This is a genomic window from Kitasatospora sp. NPDC004272, from assembly GCF_053603035.1.
The window spans coordinates 1-14,770 of record NZ_JBSGET010000082.1 but is presented as its reverse complement, the minus strand read 5'-3'; the positions used below and the strand labels follow the sequence as shown (position 1 = coordinate 14,770).

At 75.8% G+C, this 14,770-nt stretch carries 14 protein-coding genes; 4 read left to right on the top strand and 10 right to left on the bottom strand.

Features of this window, described 5'->3' with window-relative positions; all coding sequences use genetic code 11:
• Window positions 1-35: 35 nt before the first annotated feature.
• Window positions 36-1,073, bottom strand: coding sequence for a cation diffusion facilitator family transporter (locus ACWEO5_RS23860; protein WP_452164324.1), 1,038 nt, complete (start codon window positions 1,071-1,073; stop codon window positions 36-38).
• 170 nt (window positions 1,074-1,243) lie between these two features.
• Between ACWEO5_RS23860 and chrA the strand changes: the two genes are divergently transcribed.
• Window positions 1,244-2,563: a chromate efflux transporter gene (gene chrA / locus ACWEO5_RS23855; protein ID WP_452164323.1), complete on the top strand. Its 1,320-nt coding sequence runs from the start codon at window positions 1,244-1,246 to the stop codon at window positions 2,561-2,563.
• Between the two features lie 146 nt (window positions 2,564-2,709).
• On the opposite strand, the gene ACWEO5_RS23850 is transcribed toward chrA, so the two are convergent.
• The 3 genes from ACWEO5_RS23850 to ACWEO5_RS23840 form a co-directional block, all read right to left on the bottom strand.
• A complete protein-coding gene (locus ACWEO5_RS23850) occupies window positions 2,710-3,465 on the bottom strand; it encodes a gamma-glutamyl-gamma-aminobutyrate hydrolase family protein (RefSeq protein WP_344552825.1) in 756 nt (251 codons plus the stop codon).
• Between the two features lie 145 nt (window positions 3,466-3,610).
• Complete coding sequence (locus ACWEO5_RS23845) at window positions 3,611-4,594, bottom strand: alpha/beta hydrolase fold domain-containing protein (protein WP_452164322.1); 984 nt, start codon at window positions 4,592-4,594, stop codon at window positions 3,611-3,613.
• 123 nt (window positions 4,595-4,717) lie between these two features.
• Window positions 4,718-5,641, bottom strand: a complete 924-nt coding sequence (locus tag ACWEO5_RS23840; protein WP_452164321.1) for an SDR family oxidoreductase — start codon at window positions 5,639-5,641, stop codon at window positions 4,718-4,720.
• A gap of 137 nt (window positions 5,642-5,778) precedes the next feature.
• Here ACWEO5_RS23840 and ACWEO5_RS23835 point away from each other — a divergent pair, with 137 nt between their 5' ends.
• Both ACWEO5_RS23835 and ACWEO5_RS23830 read left to right on the top strand, forming a co-directional pair.
• A complete protein-coding gene (locus tag ACWEO5_RS23835; protein ID WP_452164320.1) occupies window positions 5,779-6,396 on the top strand; it encodes a TetR family transcriptional regulator in 618 nt (205 codons plus the stop codon).
• Window positions 6,397-6,639: 243 nt separating this feature from the next.
• Window positions 6,640-7,851, top strand: a complete 1,212-nt coding sequence (locus ACWEO5_RS23830) for a DUF2510 domain-containing protein (RefSeq protein ID WP_452164319.1) — start codon at window positions 6,640-6,642, stop codon at window positions 7,849-7,851.
• Window positions 7,852-8,060: 209 nt separating this feature from the next.
• Here ACWEO5_RS23830 and ACWEO5_RS23825 read toward each other — a convergent pair whose 3' ends face one another.
• The 6 genes from ACWEO5_RS23825 to ACWEO5_RS23800 all read right to left on the bottom strand — a co-directional run bounded on the left by ACWEO5_RS23825 (window position 8,061) and on the right by ACWEO5_RS23800 (window position 13,458).
• Window positions 8,061-9,212 (bottom strand): RNA polymerase sigma factor, encoded by a 1,152-nt coding sequence (locus tag ACWEO5_RS23825; RefSeq protein WP_344552849.1) that lies wholly within the window; start codon window positions 9,210-9,212, stop codon window positions 8,061-8,063.
• 20 nt (window positions 9,213-9,232) lie between these two features.
• Window positions 9,233-9,640 (bottom strand): YciI family protein, encoded by a 408-nt coding sequence (locus tag ACWEO5_RS23820; RefSeq protein WP_452164318.1) that lies wholly within the window; start codon window positions 9,638-9,640, stop codon window positions 9,233-9,235.
• 225 nt (window positions 9,641-9,865) lie between these two features.
• A complete protein-coding gene (locus tag ACWEO5_RS23815) occupies window positions 9,866-10,003 on the bottom strand; it encodes a hypothetical protein (RefSeq protein ID WP_452164317.1) in 138 nt (45 codons plus the stop codon).
• A gap of 191 nt (window positions 10,004-10,194) precedes the next feature.
• Entirely contained in the window at window positions 10,195-11,415 is a 1,221-nt protein-coding gene (locus ACWEO5_RS23810) for an alanine racemase (protein ID WP_452164316.1), read from the bottom strand.
• 170 nt (window positions 11,416-11,585) lie between these two features.
• Window positions 11,586-12,644, bottom strand: coding sequence for an ABC transporter substrate-binding protein (locus ACWEO5_RS23805; protein WP_452164315.1), 1,059 nt, complete (start codon window positions 12,642-12,644; stop codon window positions 11,586-11,588).
• A gap of 145 nt (window positions 12,645-12,789) precedes the next feature.
• Complete coding sequence (locus tag ACWEO5_RS23800; RefSeq protein WP_452164314.1) at window positions 12,790-13,458, bottom strand: serine hydrolase; 669 nt, start codon at window positions 13,456-13,458, stop codon at window positions 12,790-12,792.
• Window positions 13,459-13,568: 110 nt separating this feature from the next.
• Here ACWEO5_RS23800 and ACWEO5_RS23795 point away from each other — a divergent pair, with 110 nt between their 5' ends.
• Entirely contained in the window at window positions 13,569-14,420 is an 852-nt protein-coding gene (locus ACWEO5_RS23795) for an SseB family protein (RefSeq protein WP_452164313.1), read from the top strand.
• Window positions 14,421-14,770: the final 350 nt, after the last annotated feature.

The window sequence follows — 14,770 nt, the reverse complement described above, 5'->3', positions numbered from 1 at the left end:
CCGCATCCCGCCGACGACTCCCGGGTGTCGCACCGTCAGTGCGGGTGCGGCCCCGAGCGGTGCACCGGCCCGTGGGTGTCCGCGCAGTGCTCGCGGTCGTCGGCGGCGGGCGGCAGCGTGCCGCTGGGCGCGATCTGCAGCAGCCCGTCCGGGCCGTCCGCGCCGACGTGGTCGACCTGCAGGGTGGCGTGGGTGATCCGGTACTCCTCGCGCAGCCGGCGCTGCAGTTCGCGCTGCACCGCGTGGCAGTCGCCGCCCGGGGTGACCAGGACGTGCGCGGACAGCGCCGGCTCGTTCGAGGTGATCTCCCAGATGTGCAGGTCGTGGACCTCCTCCACCTGCGCCGCCGCCACCATCCGGTCCGCCACCGCGTCCGGGTCGATCCCGGCGGGCGCGGCCTCCAGGAAGATCCGCGCCGAGTCCCGGACCAGCCCCGTCCCGGCCCGCAGCATCAGCGCCACCACCACCAGCGAGGCGATCGCGTCCGCCCGGACGAACCCGGTCAGCAGCACCACCGCACCCGCCACCGCCGTCGCGACGAACGCGTACAGGTCGGTCAGCACGTGCTGGAACGCGCCCTCCACGTTCAGCGAGGACCGGTTCGCCCGCGACAGGCACCAGGTCGCCGCGACGTTCACCACCACGCCCACCAGCGCCGTCACCAGCACCAGCGAACCGCGCACCTCCGGCGGGTGGACCAGCCGGGTCACCGCCTCGTAGCCCAGCCAGGCCGACAGCACCAGCAGCGTCACCCCGTTCGCCTGCGCGGAGAGGATCTCGGCCCGTTTCAGCCCGTACGTGTAGCCGCCGCGCGCCGGACGCGCCGCCAGCCGCATCGCCACCAGGGCCAGCGCGATCGAGGCCGCGTCGGTCAGCATGTGCGCCGCGTCCGAGATCAGCGCCAGCGAACGGGCGGCGAAACCGACCACCACCTCGCCCGCCATGAACACCAGCAGCAGCACCAGCGCGCTCCACAACCACTTGCGGTCCGCGTCCGCCGAGACCGCGTGGCTGTGCCCGGCGTGCGAACCGCGCCGGTCGTCGTGGTCGTGGTCGTGCCCGTGCCCGGCCATCGAGGTCCCTCCGCTCTGCTGCCCGTACCGGCAGTGAACCCCAGAACGGAGGAAGATCCAAAGGCGGCAGTGGTGACCGTTGTCGTTCTCCGCTGCGCCATCCGGGTCGGGTATGGTGCGCCCCGCATCCGCGCGGGTCGCGCGGCGGTTGAGCAGGGGAGCGGACGCGAATGGCGGAGGAGACGGGCGCGGAGTCGGCGGATGCGGACGCGGGGGCGGGTGGTGCGGGGGCGGGTGGTGCGGGGGCGGGTGGTGCAGGGGCGGGCGAACGGGTGCCGCTGACGCTGATCGCCCGGGAGTGGGGCCGGATCGGCGTGCTCGGCTTCGGCGGCCCGCCCGCGCACATCCTGCTGCTGCGCCGGCTCTGCGTGGAACGCCGCGGCTGGATCGCCGCGAGCGAGTTCGAGGACGGCATCGCCGCCACCAACCTGCTGCCCGGACCGGCCTCCACCCAGCTGGCGATCTTCACCGCCTGGCGGCTGCGCGGCACCGCCGGGGCGCTGGTCGGCGGCGCGGCGTTCATCCTGCCCGGGCTGGCGCTGATCCTGCTGCTGTCCGCGCTGTTCCTGACCGGGCACCCGCCGCGCTGGGTGCTCGGTGCCGCCGCGGGCGCGGGCAGCGCGGTCGCCGCCGTCGCCGCCCAGGCCGCCGGAACCCTCGTCCCGCCCAGCCTGCGCCGCTCCGGCCCCGGCCGGGCCCGGCTCCGCTGGAGCGCCTACCTGCTGCTCGGCGCGGCCGCCGCGGTCCTCACCGGCCCCTGGCTGGTCCTGGTCCTGCTGGCCACCGGCGCCGCCGAGATCGCCTTCCGCCGCCGCGACCGCCCCGCCCCTGCCCCCGCTCCCACCCCCGCCCGAACCAGCCGTACGGGGGACACCCCGCTCGGCCGACCGGACCAGGGCCCGCGCCGGACGCTGCCGCTGCTCGTCCCCGGCCTGGCCCCCGGCCTCGCCGCGACCGGCGGGCTCGGCGCGCTCGCCTGGGTCGCGCTCAAGGTCGGGGCGCTGTCCTACGGCGGCGGCTTCGTGATCATCCCGCTGATGCAGCAGGACGCCGTCGAGCGCTACCACTGGATGACCGACGGCCAGTTCCTCAACGCCGTGGCGCTCGGCCAGATCACCCCCGGCCCGGTGGTGCAGACCGTCTCGGTGGTCGGCTACGCGGCCGCCGGCGTCCTCGGCGGACTGCTCGCCGCCGCGGTGGCCTTCACCCCGTCCTTCCTGTTCGTGCTGTTCGGCGCCGCCCACTTCGACCGGCTGCGCGCCAACACCGCCGTGCAGGACTTCCTCACCGGCGCCGGCCCCGCCGTCATCGGCGCCATCGCCGGCTCCGCGCTCCCGCTCGCCCTCGCCCTCGGCCGCCCCTGGCAGTACGGCGTGCTGGCGCTGGCCGCGCTCTGGCTGCTGGTGCTGCGCCGGGGCGTGGTCCCCTGCCTGCTCGGCGCGGCCGGCCTCGGCGTACTGGCCGCCGTGATCGGGCTCGCGCTGCCGTGATCGGGCTCGCGCTGCCGTGACCGGGCTCGCGCTGCCGTGACCGGGTCCGTGCTGCGGTGGCGAAGCGGTCAGCGGTGACGCGGTCAGCGGTGACGCGGTCAGCAGCGTCGCGGTCAGCGGCGCCGTGACGGCGCGGGCCGCGGGGCTCAGAAGCTCGGCAGGGCCACGTCCGCCGGGGTGGCCGGGGTGGTGAGCGGGGCCAGCCGGGTCGCGTTGACCAGGGCGCGGGCCACCCGCAGGTCCTCGCCCTGCTCGGGGTGCCACTGGACGCCGACGGTGAAGCCCGCGCCCTCGACCGCCTCGACGGTGCCGTCCCCGGCGTACGCGCTGACCACCAGGCCCTCGCCGAGCCGGGCCACCGCCTGGTGGTGGAAGGTCGGGACGAGCACCGACTCCTCCGGCAGCAGGTCGGCGAGCAGGGTGCCCGGCACCGGGCGGACCGCGTGCCGGCCGTACTCGCCGGGCTCGCCGACGTGGCTCAGCTCCTCGCCGACCACGTCCGGGAGGTGCTGGACCAGCGAGCCGCCGCACACCACGTTCAGCAGCTGCATGCCCCGGCAGATGCCCAGCAGCGGAGTGCCGGCGCCCAGCGCGGCGCGGATCAGCGCCGCCTCCCACAGGTCGCGCTCGGGGGCGCTGGCCACCGTCAGCGGGTGCGGGCGCTCGCCGTACAGCGCCGGGTCGACGTCCTCGCCGCCCGCGATCACCAGGCCGTCCAGCCGGGCCACCACGGCCGCCGCGTGCTCCGGCGCGTCCGGCGGCAGCATCACGGCGATCCCCCCGGCCTCGCGCACCAACTCGGGGTAGCGGACGGGGAGCAGCACCGAGCGCATGCTGTCCCAGCGCCCCCAGGCGGCGTCGTTGAGGTAGGTGCTGATGCCGATCACGGGACGAGAGGTCATGGCGCGCATTCTGCCGTGCGGGCCCTCCCCCCGCCGCACGACCCACCACCCCCGTGCGCCCCTTCAGGCGCGTGGAGCACGGCGCGCGCCGCTGACGGCGCTGATCGGGGCACCGGTGCCGGTGCGGCCGGGCTGTGGCGGACGTTCAGGGCCGACGGGTGCTGAACTGGCGGCGCAGGTATCCGTGCCAGGCGTGGACGTAGGCGGTGCTGAGCGCGGCCTCGGGGGCGAAGAGGTCCCAGGCGTGGTACGTGCCGGGGTACAGGTGCAGTTCGACGGGCACGCCGCTGGCCTGGAGCCGCGTCGCGTAGTTCAGGTCCTCGTCGCGGAAGACGTCGAGTTCGGCGGCTGCGATGAAGGTGGGCGGCAGGCCGGTGAGGTCCGTCGTGCGCGCGGGTGCGCTGTACGGCGGCACGTCGTCGGCGCCGGCGCGGTCTCCGAGGATCAGGTTCCAGGCCAGGACGTTGGTCGCGCGGTCCCAGATGCCGATGTCGGTGACCTCGTGGCTGGAGGCGGTGGTGTTGCGGTCGTCGAGCATCGGGTAGCTCAGGGCCTGGAACAGCGGCGCCGGCTCGCCCTGGTCGCGGATCATGAGTGCGGTGGCTGCGGCGATGCCGCCGCCTCCGCTCTGCCCGGCCAGGGCGACGCGGTCCTCTTCGACGCCGAGCGCGGCTGCCTGGCCGCGGAGCCAGCGGTAGGCGAGCAGGCCGTCCTCGGCGGCGGCCGGGGCGGGGGCCTCCGGCGCGAGCCGGTATTCGACGGAGGCGACGAGGCAGCCGACCTCCAGGGCGAGGTGCTTGAGGGTGGGGTCGTCCTGGGCCGCGTACCCGAGGACCTGCCCGCCGCCGTGGAACCAGAGCAGTGCCGGCAGCGGCCCGGCCGCCCCGGTGGGCCGCAGCAGTCGGATGGTGAGGGTGGATCCGTCGGGGCGCGGCGCCCGGACTTCTTCGACCGACACGGACGGCTCGTCCGGCACCTGGGCGGCGATCGCCTCGGCGAAGGCGCGGACGCCGGCGCGCGTGCCCTCCAGGTCGCTGAGGTCGAACACCCCGGCCTCCGTCATCGGTACCGCCTTCAGGACCTCCGCGAGCTCCGGGGCGATCCGCTCGTGTGCGTTCTCGGTGTTCATGCTGCTCGTCTCTTTTCGGCTGTACACCAGCCGGTCGTGCAGGGGGCGATGGGTGCGCCCGGTCCCGCCGAGCCGTCTGGACGGACGGGAGGACCGGGCCGGGGTGAGGAGAAGGGGGTGGGCTCAGCCCGCGGTGGTGGCGGGGGAGTCGAAGTAGTGGCCCCGGCCGAGGTCGTCGACGAGGCCGGGCTGGACGGGCGTCCAGCCCAGGAGGTCGCGGGTCAGCCTGCTGGAGGCCGGGTTGTCTGCCTGGGCGTGGGCGCTCAGGAAGCCGAAGTGGGCCTCGGCCCCGGTCGGCGCGATGCTCACCGCGGGCAGACCCAGCCCGCGGCCGATGCTCTCCGCGATCTGGCGGAAGGTGATCCCCTCGTCGTCGACGGCGTGCAGCCGGGACCCCGCGGGGGCCGATTCCAGCGCCAGCCGGTACAGGCGCGCCGCGTCGAGCGTGTGCACGGCGGGCCAGCGGTTGGCCCCGTCGCCGACATACGCCGAGACGCCCTTGGCGCGGGCGATGGAGATGAAGGTCGGGATGAAGCCGTTGTGGTCGAGAGGGCTGTGCACGGTCGGAGTGAGCCGGACGACGGATGACCGGATGCCGCGTTCGGCGAGTGCGACCACCGCGTTCTCGGCCTCGATCCGCGGCCCCGCGTCGAGCACGTCGGTCTCGGTGAGGGCGTCCTGCTGTCCCGCGAAGGCGTACAGCGCGGTTCCCGACGTGGCCACCAACGGCTTGCCGGTGCCGGCGAGCGCGTTCCCGAGCGCGTTGACGGCGCGCAGGTCTGCTGCGACCGCTCCGTCGAAGTCGCCGGCGAACATGGCGTCGTGCTTGAAGGCCAGGTGGATGACGCCGTCGGCCGCGCCGGCGGCCGCGGCGAGACCGTCGAGGTCATCGAGGTCGCCCCGGTGCACCTCGGCACCGGCAGCCGTCAACGCGGCGGCGGACTCGTCCGAGCGGGCCAGTCCGACGACCTGGTGTCCCGCTCCGAGGAGCTCGGGAACGACGGCGGAGCCGAGGTGCCCGGAGGCTCCGGTGACGAATGCGCGCATGGTGTTGCCCCTTGCTACGGGCTCCCCGCCAGGGACGGAGAGCAGTGATGTCAGGTCGTGACATCACCGTAGCACCCATGTCAGGCACTGTCATCACTCTCATGTCAGAACCTGTCATCGCTGTGTAGGATCGGGGCATGAGCCGATGGAAACCCGATGCGCGAGGCCGCCTGGAGAAAGCGGCGATGGAGCTCTACAACGACAAGGGCTTCGACGCCACCACCGTGGCGGAGATCGCCGCCCGGGCCGAGGTCACCGAACGCACCTTCTACCGGCACTTCGCCGACAAGCGGGAAGTCCTCTTCCAGCCCAACGCCCTGGTCGACGTCCTCGCGCACGCCACGGAGACCGCCGCCGACTCCCTGGCGCCACTGGAGGTGATCGCCCACGCCCTGACCGAAGCCGCTCCCGTCTTCGAAGAACGCGCGGAGCTGGTACGGCAGCGCCAGGCCGTCATCGCCGCCAATCCCGAACTGCAGGAACGCGAGCTGGCCAAACACGCCTCGCTCGTCTCCACCCTCGACCGCGCGCTCCGGGAACGCGGTCTGGACCCCACCACCGCGACGCTCGCGGCCGAAATCGGGATCGCCGCCTTCAAGGTCGCCTTCGGGCGCTGGGTCGGCGACCCCGACCGGCGGGCCCTCGTCCAGCACCTCCGGGAGATCCTGGACGCCACCGGGCACCTCACCGCACCGGCCGAACCCTCCGCGACGACCGACGAGGCGAGCTTCCAGGGCCGGGAGGACGCGCCATGAGCGCGGCGGAGACCCGCCCGGCGCGGGCGGCCGCGCCCCGGTAGTCGGATCACTCCGCAGGGACGCCCCCGCAAGGGGGCGTCCTCCACGCGCAAACTGACTTGCTCCGTCACCCCCGGGACCGGCTCCCGGGGGCCCGGAAGCGGACGATCGTGTGATTCTCACGGGAATCTCATCGCCGGACCCCCGTTTGCGCCCCCTCGCTGATTTCCCGCTTATCCGCGGCCCCCTAGGGTCTCTACCGTGAGCGAGCAGCAGATTCCGGCCGGGTGGTACCCGGACCCCGTCGACACCGACCGCGATCCCCGCCCCCAGCGCTGGTGGGACGGCAAGGGCTGGACCGCCGAGACCCGCCCGGCCCCCGCGGACGCCGCGCCCGGCGGCGCGGCCCCCACCGGCGCGGCCCCCACCGCGCCCGGTGCGTCCGTGCCCGGTGCGTCCGCGCCCGGGACGGAGGACACGGCCGTCCTGGAGGGCACCGTGCTGGACGCCTCCGGGCAGAGCGTCCAGTACCCCCCGCTGCCCCCGTACACCGGGCAGTACGGGTCGAAGCCGGCCCGCACCCGGCCGCCCAAGCCGGTGCTGGTCGCCGCCTCGGTCGCCGCCGTGCTCGGCCTGGTGATCGGCTCCGGCGTCACCTACCTGGTGATGGACGGCCGCCACGACAAGACCCGGTCCACCGCCTCGTCGAGCACCGACGGGCGTCGCGGCGGCGGCTTCGGCGGCTTCGGCAACGGGAACGGGGGCAGCGGGAACGGCGGCAGCGGGAACGGGGGCAGCGAGGGCGGCAGCGGCAGCAACGGCGGCGGCGGCACCCCCAGCGACCCGTTCGGCTTCGGCAACGGCGGCGGGAACGGCAGCGGCAAGAACGGCCAGGGCAACGGCGGCACCGGTGGCAGCGGCGGCCAGGGCCAGGGCGGCAGCGGCGGCGGCAGCGGGAAGAGCTCCACCACCGCCGTCGACATGGTCAACGGCATCGCGCTGCCGATCCCGAGCGGCTGGGAGGGCGGCACCGGCCAGGACGGCTACGCGGGCATCTACACCGGCAGCTACACCTGCGTCGACGGCTCGGACAACTGCTCGCTGGGCGGCGTGTCCACCAGCCAGCTCAAGGGCACCGACGCCAAGAAGGTCGCGCAGGACGACATCGCGGACGCCGCGCGGCAGTCCTACGGCGACCTGAACGGCCACGAGGAGCTGAAGAGCGAGGCCGTCACGGTGGCCGGGCGCGACGGCTACCTGGTGCGCTGGAAGGTCGACGCGGCCAAGGGCAACCCGGGCTACGTCGAGACGGTGGTCTTCCCGACCGCCGACGGCAAGGCGCTGACCGCCGTCCACTTCGGCTTCGACATCGCCGACAAGGCGCCCGGCCTGGACCAGATGGACAGCATCCTGAAGGGCATCACCAAGGCCGACGCCGGCTCCTTCGGCGGCGGAGGCGGCACCACCACCTGACCGGCCGGCCGACCGACCGACCGGCAGGCCGGACGAGGCGACCGCGGCCCGGTGCACCGTTCCCCCTGGGTGGGAGGGGACGGCGCACCGGGCCGCGGTCGCGCTGTAGCGCGCAGGACGCCCCGAGGTCCTCCGCCGCACGCCTCAGCACCTCCAGAAGCGCCCCGGGCCCCGGGCCCACGTGCGCCCGCCAGGTTCTCCCCGGGCGCTCAACCCCCTTCGCGCAGCAGCGTGTTGAGCCGGGCGGCCTGCCGGACGAGGTGGTCCCGCTCGGCCGTCGTGACGGCTTCGCGGGCCGCCCGCGCGTACAGCCCGGCGGCGGTCGGCAGCTCGCCGGCCCGCTCGTGCAGGTAGGCCCGGGCGGCGGTGTGGCGGGGGAGCGAGCCGTCCAGTGCGGCGAGCGCGGCCAGGCCCGCGCGGGGACCGTCCGCCTCGCCGACGGCGACCGCCCGGTTGAGGCGGACGACCGGGTTGTCGGTCAGCGCGGCCAGTTCGTCGTACCACTCGACGATCTGCACCCAGTCCGTCTCGGCGGCCGTCGGCGCGTCCGCGTGCAGGGCGGCGATCGCGGCCTGGGCCTGGAACTCGCCGAGCCGGTCGCGGGCCAGCGCCGCCTGCAGCACGGCGACGCCCTCGGCGATCGCGGCGGTGTCCCAGCGGGTGCGGTCCTGCTCGGCCAGCGGCACCAGGCTGCCGTCCGGCGCGGTCCGCCCGGCCCGGCGGGCGTGGTGCAGCAGCATCAGCGCCAGCAGGCCGGACACCTCGGGGTGGTCGATCCGGGCCGCCAGCTGCCGGGTCAGCCGGATCGCCTCCGCCGCCAGGTCGACGTCCCCCGAGTAGCCCTCGTTGAAGACCAGGTACAGCACCCGCAGCACCGTGGCCACGTCCCCCGGCCGGTCCAGCCGCACGCCCGAGACGGTCCGCTTGGCCCGCGAGATCCGCTGCGCCATGGTCGCCTCCGGCACCAGGTACGCGGCGGCGATCTGCCGGGTGGTCAGCCCGCCGACCGCGCGCAGCGTCAGCGCCACCGCGGAGGACGGCGTCAGCGACGGGTGCGCGCACAGGAAGTACAGCCGCAGCGAGTCGTCGGTGTCCGGCACCGGCCCGGGCCCCGGCTCCTCCTCCACCGCGTCCTCCCGGCGGCGGCGCGCGCTGTCGGCCCGCGCCGCGTCCAGGAACCGCCGCCAGGCGACGGTCACCAGCCAGCCCTTCGGGTCCCGCGGCGGCTCGTCCGGCCAGCGCCGGACGGCCTCCAGCAGGGCCTCCTGGACGGCGTCCTCGGCCGCCGCGAAGTCCGCCCCGCGCCGGACCAGCACGGCCAGCACCTCGGGGGTCAGGACGCGCAGCAGCCCCTCGTCCACGGCCGACGACGCCACCGCGCTCACTCCGTGACGGTCGGCGGCTCGGACATGAACGGGCGCAGCTCCAGCCACTCGTGGATCGGCTCCCCGCCCGCGCCCGGCGCCGCCGACAGCTCGGCGGCCAGCTCCAGCGCCCGCTGGTGGCTGTCCACGTCGATCACCATCCAGCCCGCGATCAGGTCCTTGGTCTCCGCGAACGGCCCGTCGGTGACCGGCGGCTTCCCCTCCCCGCCGTACTGCACCCACGTCCCCTCGGGCGCCAGCGCCTGCGCGTCCACGAACTCGCCGGTCCCCTCCAGCTTCGCCGCGAAGTCCCGCATGTACCGGATGTGCGCGGTGACCTCCTCGGGCGTCCACCGGTCCATCGGCACGAACCCCTCGGGCTCCGGCGCGCCGCGGTAGTGCTTGAGCAGCAGGTACTTCGCCATGGTTCTCACTCCTCGGTCCTGGTGCGGCCCATTGTGGCCGCCTCCACCCCTGGGACGGAGCCGCTCACGGGTTCTCGACACGACCCGGGGAAAATTCCCGCGGAGTTTTCCGGGACGAGGCATCGCCGGGGCCCGACCGTCAGAGGGCCGCGCTCCGGTCGGCGAGCAGGACGGTCGGCAACGGGGCCTCCAGGTCCGGCAGACCTTCTGCGCTCAGCAACCGCCTTATTTCGCAAGCCGCTCCAGGATCCCCGGCGACCGCGCCGCCAGCGCCTCGGCCCCGAGCCCTCGGGCCGGCGTCACGCTGTAGTCGCCGAAGGCGATGCCCTGCGGCTCCGCGAGCCAGGTGATTCCGTCCGTCATTCGGGTGATGATGTCGCACCACGCCGACGCACCCCCTCCCCGGGCCAACCGGACCGCTCCGACCCGGCCACCCGCCTGGGCGGTCCCCGGGACCCGGGCGGGCCGCACCCGGCCGGTCCCGTTCTTCGGGGCGGACGCCGTCGGCCCGGTGCCGGCGGCCAGCGCTCGCCGGGCCCGCAGCCCGCCGGGGCTCACAGGAAGGTGTGGCCCTCGCCCCGGTAGGTGGGCACGGTCTCGGTGATCGTGTCGCCCTCGATCAGGTGCAACTGCTCGAAGCGCTCGCACAGTTCACCCGCCTTCGCGTGCCGGAACCAGACCCGGTCGCCGATCAGCAGGTCGTCCGCCGCCGACCCGAGCAGCGGCGTCTGCACCTCGCCCGCGCCCTCCTGCGGGTCGTAGCGCAGACCGGCCGGCAGGTACGGGACGGGGGAGCGGTCCGCGCCCGCCGGGCCGGACGCCGGGTAGCCGCCGCCCAGCACCGTCACCACGCCCACCCCGGGACGCCGCACCACCGGCTGCGCGAACAGCGCGGCCGGACGGCCGTGGAACGACCGGTAGTTGTCGAACAGCCGGGGCACGAACAGGCCCGAACCGGCCGCCACCTCGGTCACCGCGCGCTCCGCCACCGTCGACTCCACGCTGCCGGTGCCGCCGCCGTTCACGAACTCCAGTTCGGCGACCTCGCGCACCCGCCGCACCACCTCGCCGCGCCGCGCCGCCAGCTCGCCACGGGCCCTCGCCTGCATCAGCCGCACCGCCGCCGACCGCAGCGGACGCCCCGGCACCGCGTCCCCGACCCCCGCCACGTGGCCCTCGTACGCCATCAGCCCGACCACCTCGAAGCCCTTGCGGCGGCCCACCAGTTCGGCGAACCGGCCCAGCTGCTCGGGCGTCCGCAGCGGCGAGCGCCGCGCGCCCACCCGGACCCGGCCGCCCAGCAGTTGCAGCGAGGTGTCCAGCTCCAGGCAGACCCGCACCGTCGCCGAACCCTCCCGGGCCGCGTCGATCAGGTCCAGCTGGGCCACGTCGTCCACCACCACGCTGACCTGCCGGGCCAGCTCCGGATCGGCCGTCAGCCGACCGAACGCGGCCCGGTCCGCCGACGGGTACGCCAGCAGCACGTCGGTGAACCCGGACTCCACCAGCCACAGCGACTCCGCCAGCGTGAAGCTCATCACCCCCGCGAACCCGTCCACCTTCAGCACCCGCTCCAGCAGCGCCCGGCAGCGCACCGACTTCGACGCCACCCGGACCGGCTTCCCGCCCGCCCGCCGCACCAGGTCCGCCGCGTTCGCGTCGAACGCCGCCAGGTCCACGATCGCCAACGGCGCGTCCAGGTGAGCCGTCGCCCGGTCGTAGCGGGCCCGGTCGGAGACGGTTCCGCCGGTCGCAGCGGTTTCAACGAGTGCCATGGCCGCAGACTGCCACATCCCCCTACTCGGCGGTAGATCCACCGGCCCCCCAATCCGCGCCGCCCGGCGGCCGGACGACGCGCAGGAGGCGGAAGCGCGCCGGGCCCGGGAGGCGTGCCCAGAGGGCGGGTCCGGGAGGCGTGCCCAGAGGGTGCGCTCGGGCGGTGTGCTCAGGCGGTGTGCAGGGTGCGCCAGCGGGTGGGATCCTCCGGGTCCCGGTCGATCACGCGCACCGGGGGCCAGGCCCACTGCCACACGCCGCTGCCCGGTACCCGGGAGAACCGCACCGGTCCACGGGTGCCGGTCACCGCCACGTCCGGCCAGCGGACCCCGTCGCCGCCCGCCGCCCGCAGCGCCGCCGCCAGCACGGCCACCGCGTCCCAGCCCTCGAACGCGACGAACGACGGTTCGGCGCCCAGCAGTTCGCGCAGCTCCGCGTCCACCCGGGTGCCGAGCGGGCCCAGCCGCTCGGGCAGGTAGCTCAGGAAGGGGACCCCGGCGCCGTCCGCGCCCAACAGGTCCAGCCACTCCCCGAACTCCGGCTGCCCGGCCGGCGCCCCCAGCAGCAGCCCGCGCAACCGCGGGTCGCGCCGCACCGCCCGGACGATCGGCACCGCCGGATCCGGATGCCCGACGAGCAGCAGCAGCGCGCCCGCCCCGCTGCCCGCCACCGCGTCGCACAGCGCCCGGGGCGGCCGCCCGCGCAGGTCGAACGCCACCACCTCCCCGCCGTGCGCCGCGAAGCACCCGCGCAGGACCTCCACCCCCGCCGCCCAGTACGCCCCCGGGGCGACGGCCACCGCGATCCGGCGGTGGCCCGCGCGGAGCAGGAACTCCGCGTAGGCCCGCCAGCCGTACGACTGCGCCGGGGCGAGCCGCGCCACCCGGGCGGCCTGCCCGTCGACCAGCCCGTCCAGCACCGCCGAGGAGCACAGGTACGGCAGGCCCGACGCCTCGGCCCGCTCCGCCACCGCCCGGGCCACCACGCTGTGGTACTCGCCCACCAGCGCCGCCACCCCCAGCCCGGCCAGCTCCCCGACCGCCTCCGCCGCCCGCACCGGATCCGCCGCCGTGTCCCGCACCAGCAACTCGACCGGCCGCCCGCCGATCCCGCCCGCCGCGTTGACGTCCCGGACCCCCAGGTCGAGCCCGGCCACCAACTGCCGCCCCGCCCCCACCCAGCCGGGCGGGCTCAACGGCGCCAGCGCCCCGATCCGCACCACCGACACGTCGTCAACTCCCCTCGCCGCCGGACTTCCCGCCGGGCCGCCCACCGGCCCCCGATTATCCGCCCCACCGGCCGGCGCTCGGTGCCGGGGTTCGTGCGGGCGGGGCGGGGCGCTGCCGTCCCCCGCCCCGCCCGTCAGCCGCCCGTCAGCCGCCCGTCACCGCTCGTCCGCCGTGGAGCGCCGTCACCGCCCAGCGGGCCGCCGACTCCACCGCCGCCACGCCCTCGGCCCGCTCCGGCCAGCCGTCGGAGAGCACCGCCAGCAGTGTTCCGTCCGCCCGGGCGCCGAAGCTGTCGATCACCCACCGGCCGGTCGCACTGCGCGGCAGCCAGCCGTTCTTGAGCGCGGTCGCGCCCGCCGCCGAGACGCCCCAGACCTGCTCGGGCACCACCCCGCGCATCAGCCCGGCCAGCCAGGAGCGCCCGGGCAGCGCGGTCCCGTCCGCGAAGACGTGCCGCAGCAGCCGCACCCGGTCGGCGGCGCTGGTCGTGGTCAGGCCCCAGTAGCCGTTCCGGCCGGCCGTGGTCTCCGACAGCCCGAGGTCCCGGTACGCCGCGTCCAGCCCGTCCCCGCCGCCGACCGCCAGGTACAGCTCGCTCGCCGCCGCGTTGTCGCTGCGGACGATCGCCAGCTCGGCCAACTCCCTCTCACCGGGCGTCAGCTCATCCGGACCGCCGCCCCGCCGCAGCAGCAGGGCGGCCACCAGGTCGACCTTTACCGTGCTCGCCGTCACGAACAGTCCGCCGCCGCGCACCGCCGCCGCACCTGTCCCGGGCGCCACGGCCGCCACCGACAACCGTCCACGCCGTTCCACCGACACGCCTCCTCCACCGCCGTTCCGTTCGCGGACCGTTCCGTCTGCGGGCCGTCCCCGGCACCGTCGGCCCGGCCCGGCCCGGGATAAACGTGGCATACGCTCACGGGGTGGAGCGCAAGAACATCCCCAATCCCGGTTTCGCCGAGGACGACGGCACCGCCGATCCCGCCCTCGCCGCCGCCCTCGCCGTCTGGCAGCAGGACCAGGCCACCGAGCCCGACCTGCTGGCCGCCCTCACCCCGAGCCGGCTGATGGTGCCGATCGTGGCGCTGCTCGGCGAGGTCGAGGTGGACGCCAACGGGCACAAGCACGAGAAGACCAGCGACATGGCCGTGCCGGTCGTGGAGGCCCCGGACGGTCGCCGTGCCCTGCCGGCCTTCACCTCGCTGGCCACCATGGCCGCCTGGCGGCCGGACGCCAGGCCGGCCCCGGTGGTGGCCCCGCAGGCGGCGATGGTGGCCTTCTCCGAGCGGGCCGACACCCTGCTCATCGACCCGGCCGGGCCCGTCAGCTACCAGCTCTCGGGGGCCCGGCTGCGGGCCGTCGCGGAGAACCGCCGCTATCTGCCTCCGCACCGCGACCCCGAGGTGCAGCAGGCGCTGCGGGCCCTGCTCGCCGCCGAGCCCGCCGTCGCCGCCGCGCACCTCGCCCCGGCCCCGGACGCCGACGCCACCCTCGCCCTGGTGCTGGCCGACCCCGGTACCGCGCCCGCCGCCGTCCAGTCCCTCGCCACCCGTCTCGGCCAGGCCCTCGCGACCGATCCGACCCTGCGGGTGCGCCTCGACCAGGGCCTCCAACTCGCCTTCCTGGCCCGCCACCCCGAACAGTCGCCCTTCTACCGCGCCGACACCACCGACGCCGCCGGCAGCACCGACGCCGCCCACACCACCGACGCCGCCGACACCACCGACGCCGCCCACACCACCGACGCCGCCCACACCACCGACCCGCAGAGCTGACCGTCCGGAGCCGTCGGTCACCGCGAGTCGCGGCCCCGGTCGGCGGCGAGGCGGGCGGCCAGGTCGTACCCGGTGCCGCCCGCCGCTCCGGCCCCGGGCCGTCCGGGGGCGCCGCCGAGCAGTCCGGCCGGCTGGGCCGGGCCCGGTCTCCAGCCGGGCGGTGTCCGCGGGTCCCGCGCCCTTCTGCGGGCCGTGCACGGCGGCCGCGCCGTCGGGGCCGGGGCGAGCTCTTGAGGGGAGGGGGTGAAGGACCGTTCAGGCGCGGTGGGCGAGGGTGAACTCCCAGGCGTCGGCGACGATCCGGTCGAGGTCGGGGTGGCGCGGGGTCCAGCCGAGGGCCTCGCGGGCGC

What these genes read in the sequence shown, in the direction of transcription:
- ACWEO5_RS23860 (WP_452164324.1), bottom strand. Translation starts at nt 1,073, where the DNA reads ATGGCCGGGCACGGGCACGACCACGACCACGACGACCGGCGCGGTTCG.
- chrA (WP_452164323.1), top strand. Translation starts at nt 1,244, where the DNA reads ATGGCGGAGGAGACGGGCGCGGAGTCGGCGGATGCGGACGCGGGGGCG.
- ACWEO5_RS23850 (WP_344552825.1), bottom strand. Translation starts at nt 3,465, where the DNA reads ATGACCTCTCGTCCCGTGATCGGCATCAGCACCTACCTCAACGACGCC.
- ACWEO5_RS23845 (WP_452164322.1), bottom strand. Translation starts at nt 4,594, where the DNA reads ATGAACACCGAGAACGCACACGAGCGGATCGCCCCGGAGCTCGCGGAG.
- ACWEO5_RS23840 (WP_452164321.1), bottom strand. Translation starts at nt 5,641, where the DNA reads ATGCGCGCATTCGTCACCGGAGCCTCCGGGCACCTCGGCTCCGCCGTC.
- ACWEO5_RS23835 (WP_452164320.1), top strand. Translation starts at nt 5,779, where the DNA reads ATGAGCCGATGGAAACCCGATGCGCGAGGCCGCCTGGAGAAAGCGGCG.
- ACWEO5_RS23820 (WP_452164318.1), bottom strand. Translation starts at nt 9,640, where the DNA reads ATGGCGAAGTACCTGCTGCTCAAGCACTACCGCGGCGCGCCGGAGCCC.
- ACWEO5_RS23815 (WP_452164317.1), bottom strand. Translation starts at nt 10,003, where the DNA reads ATGACGGACGGAATCACCTGGCTCGCGGAGCCGCAGGGCATCGCCTTC.
- ACWEO5_RS23810 (WP_452164316.1), bottom strand. Translation starts at nt 11,415, where the DNA reads ATGGCACTCGTTGAAACCGCTGCGACCGGCGGAACCGTCTCCGACCGG.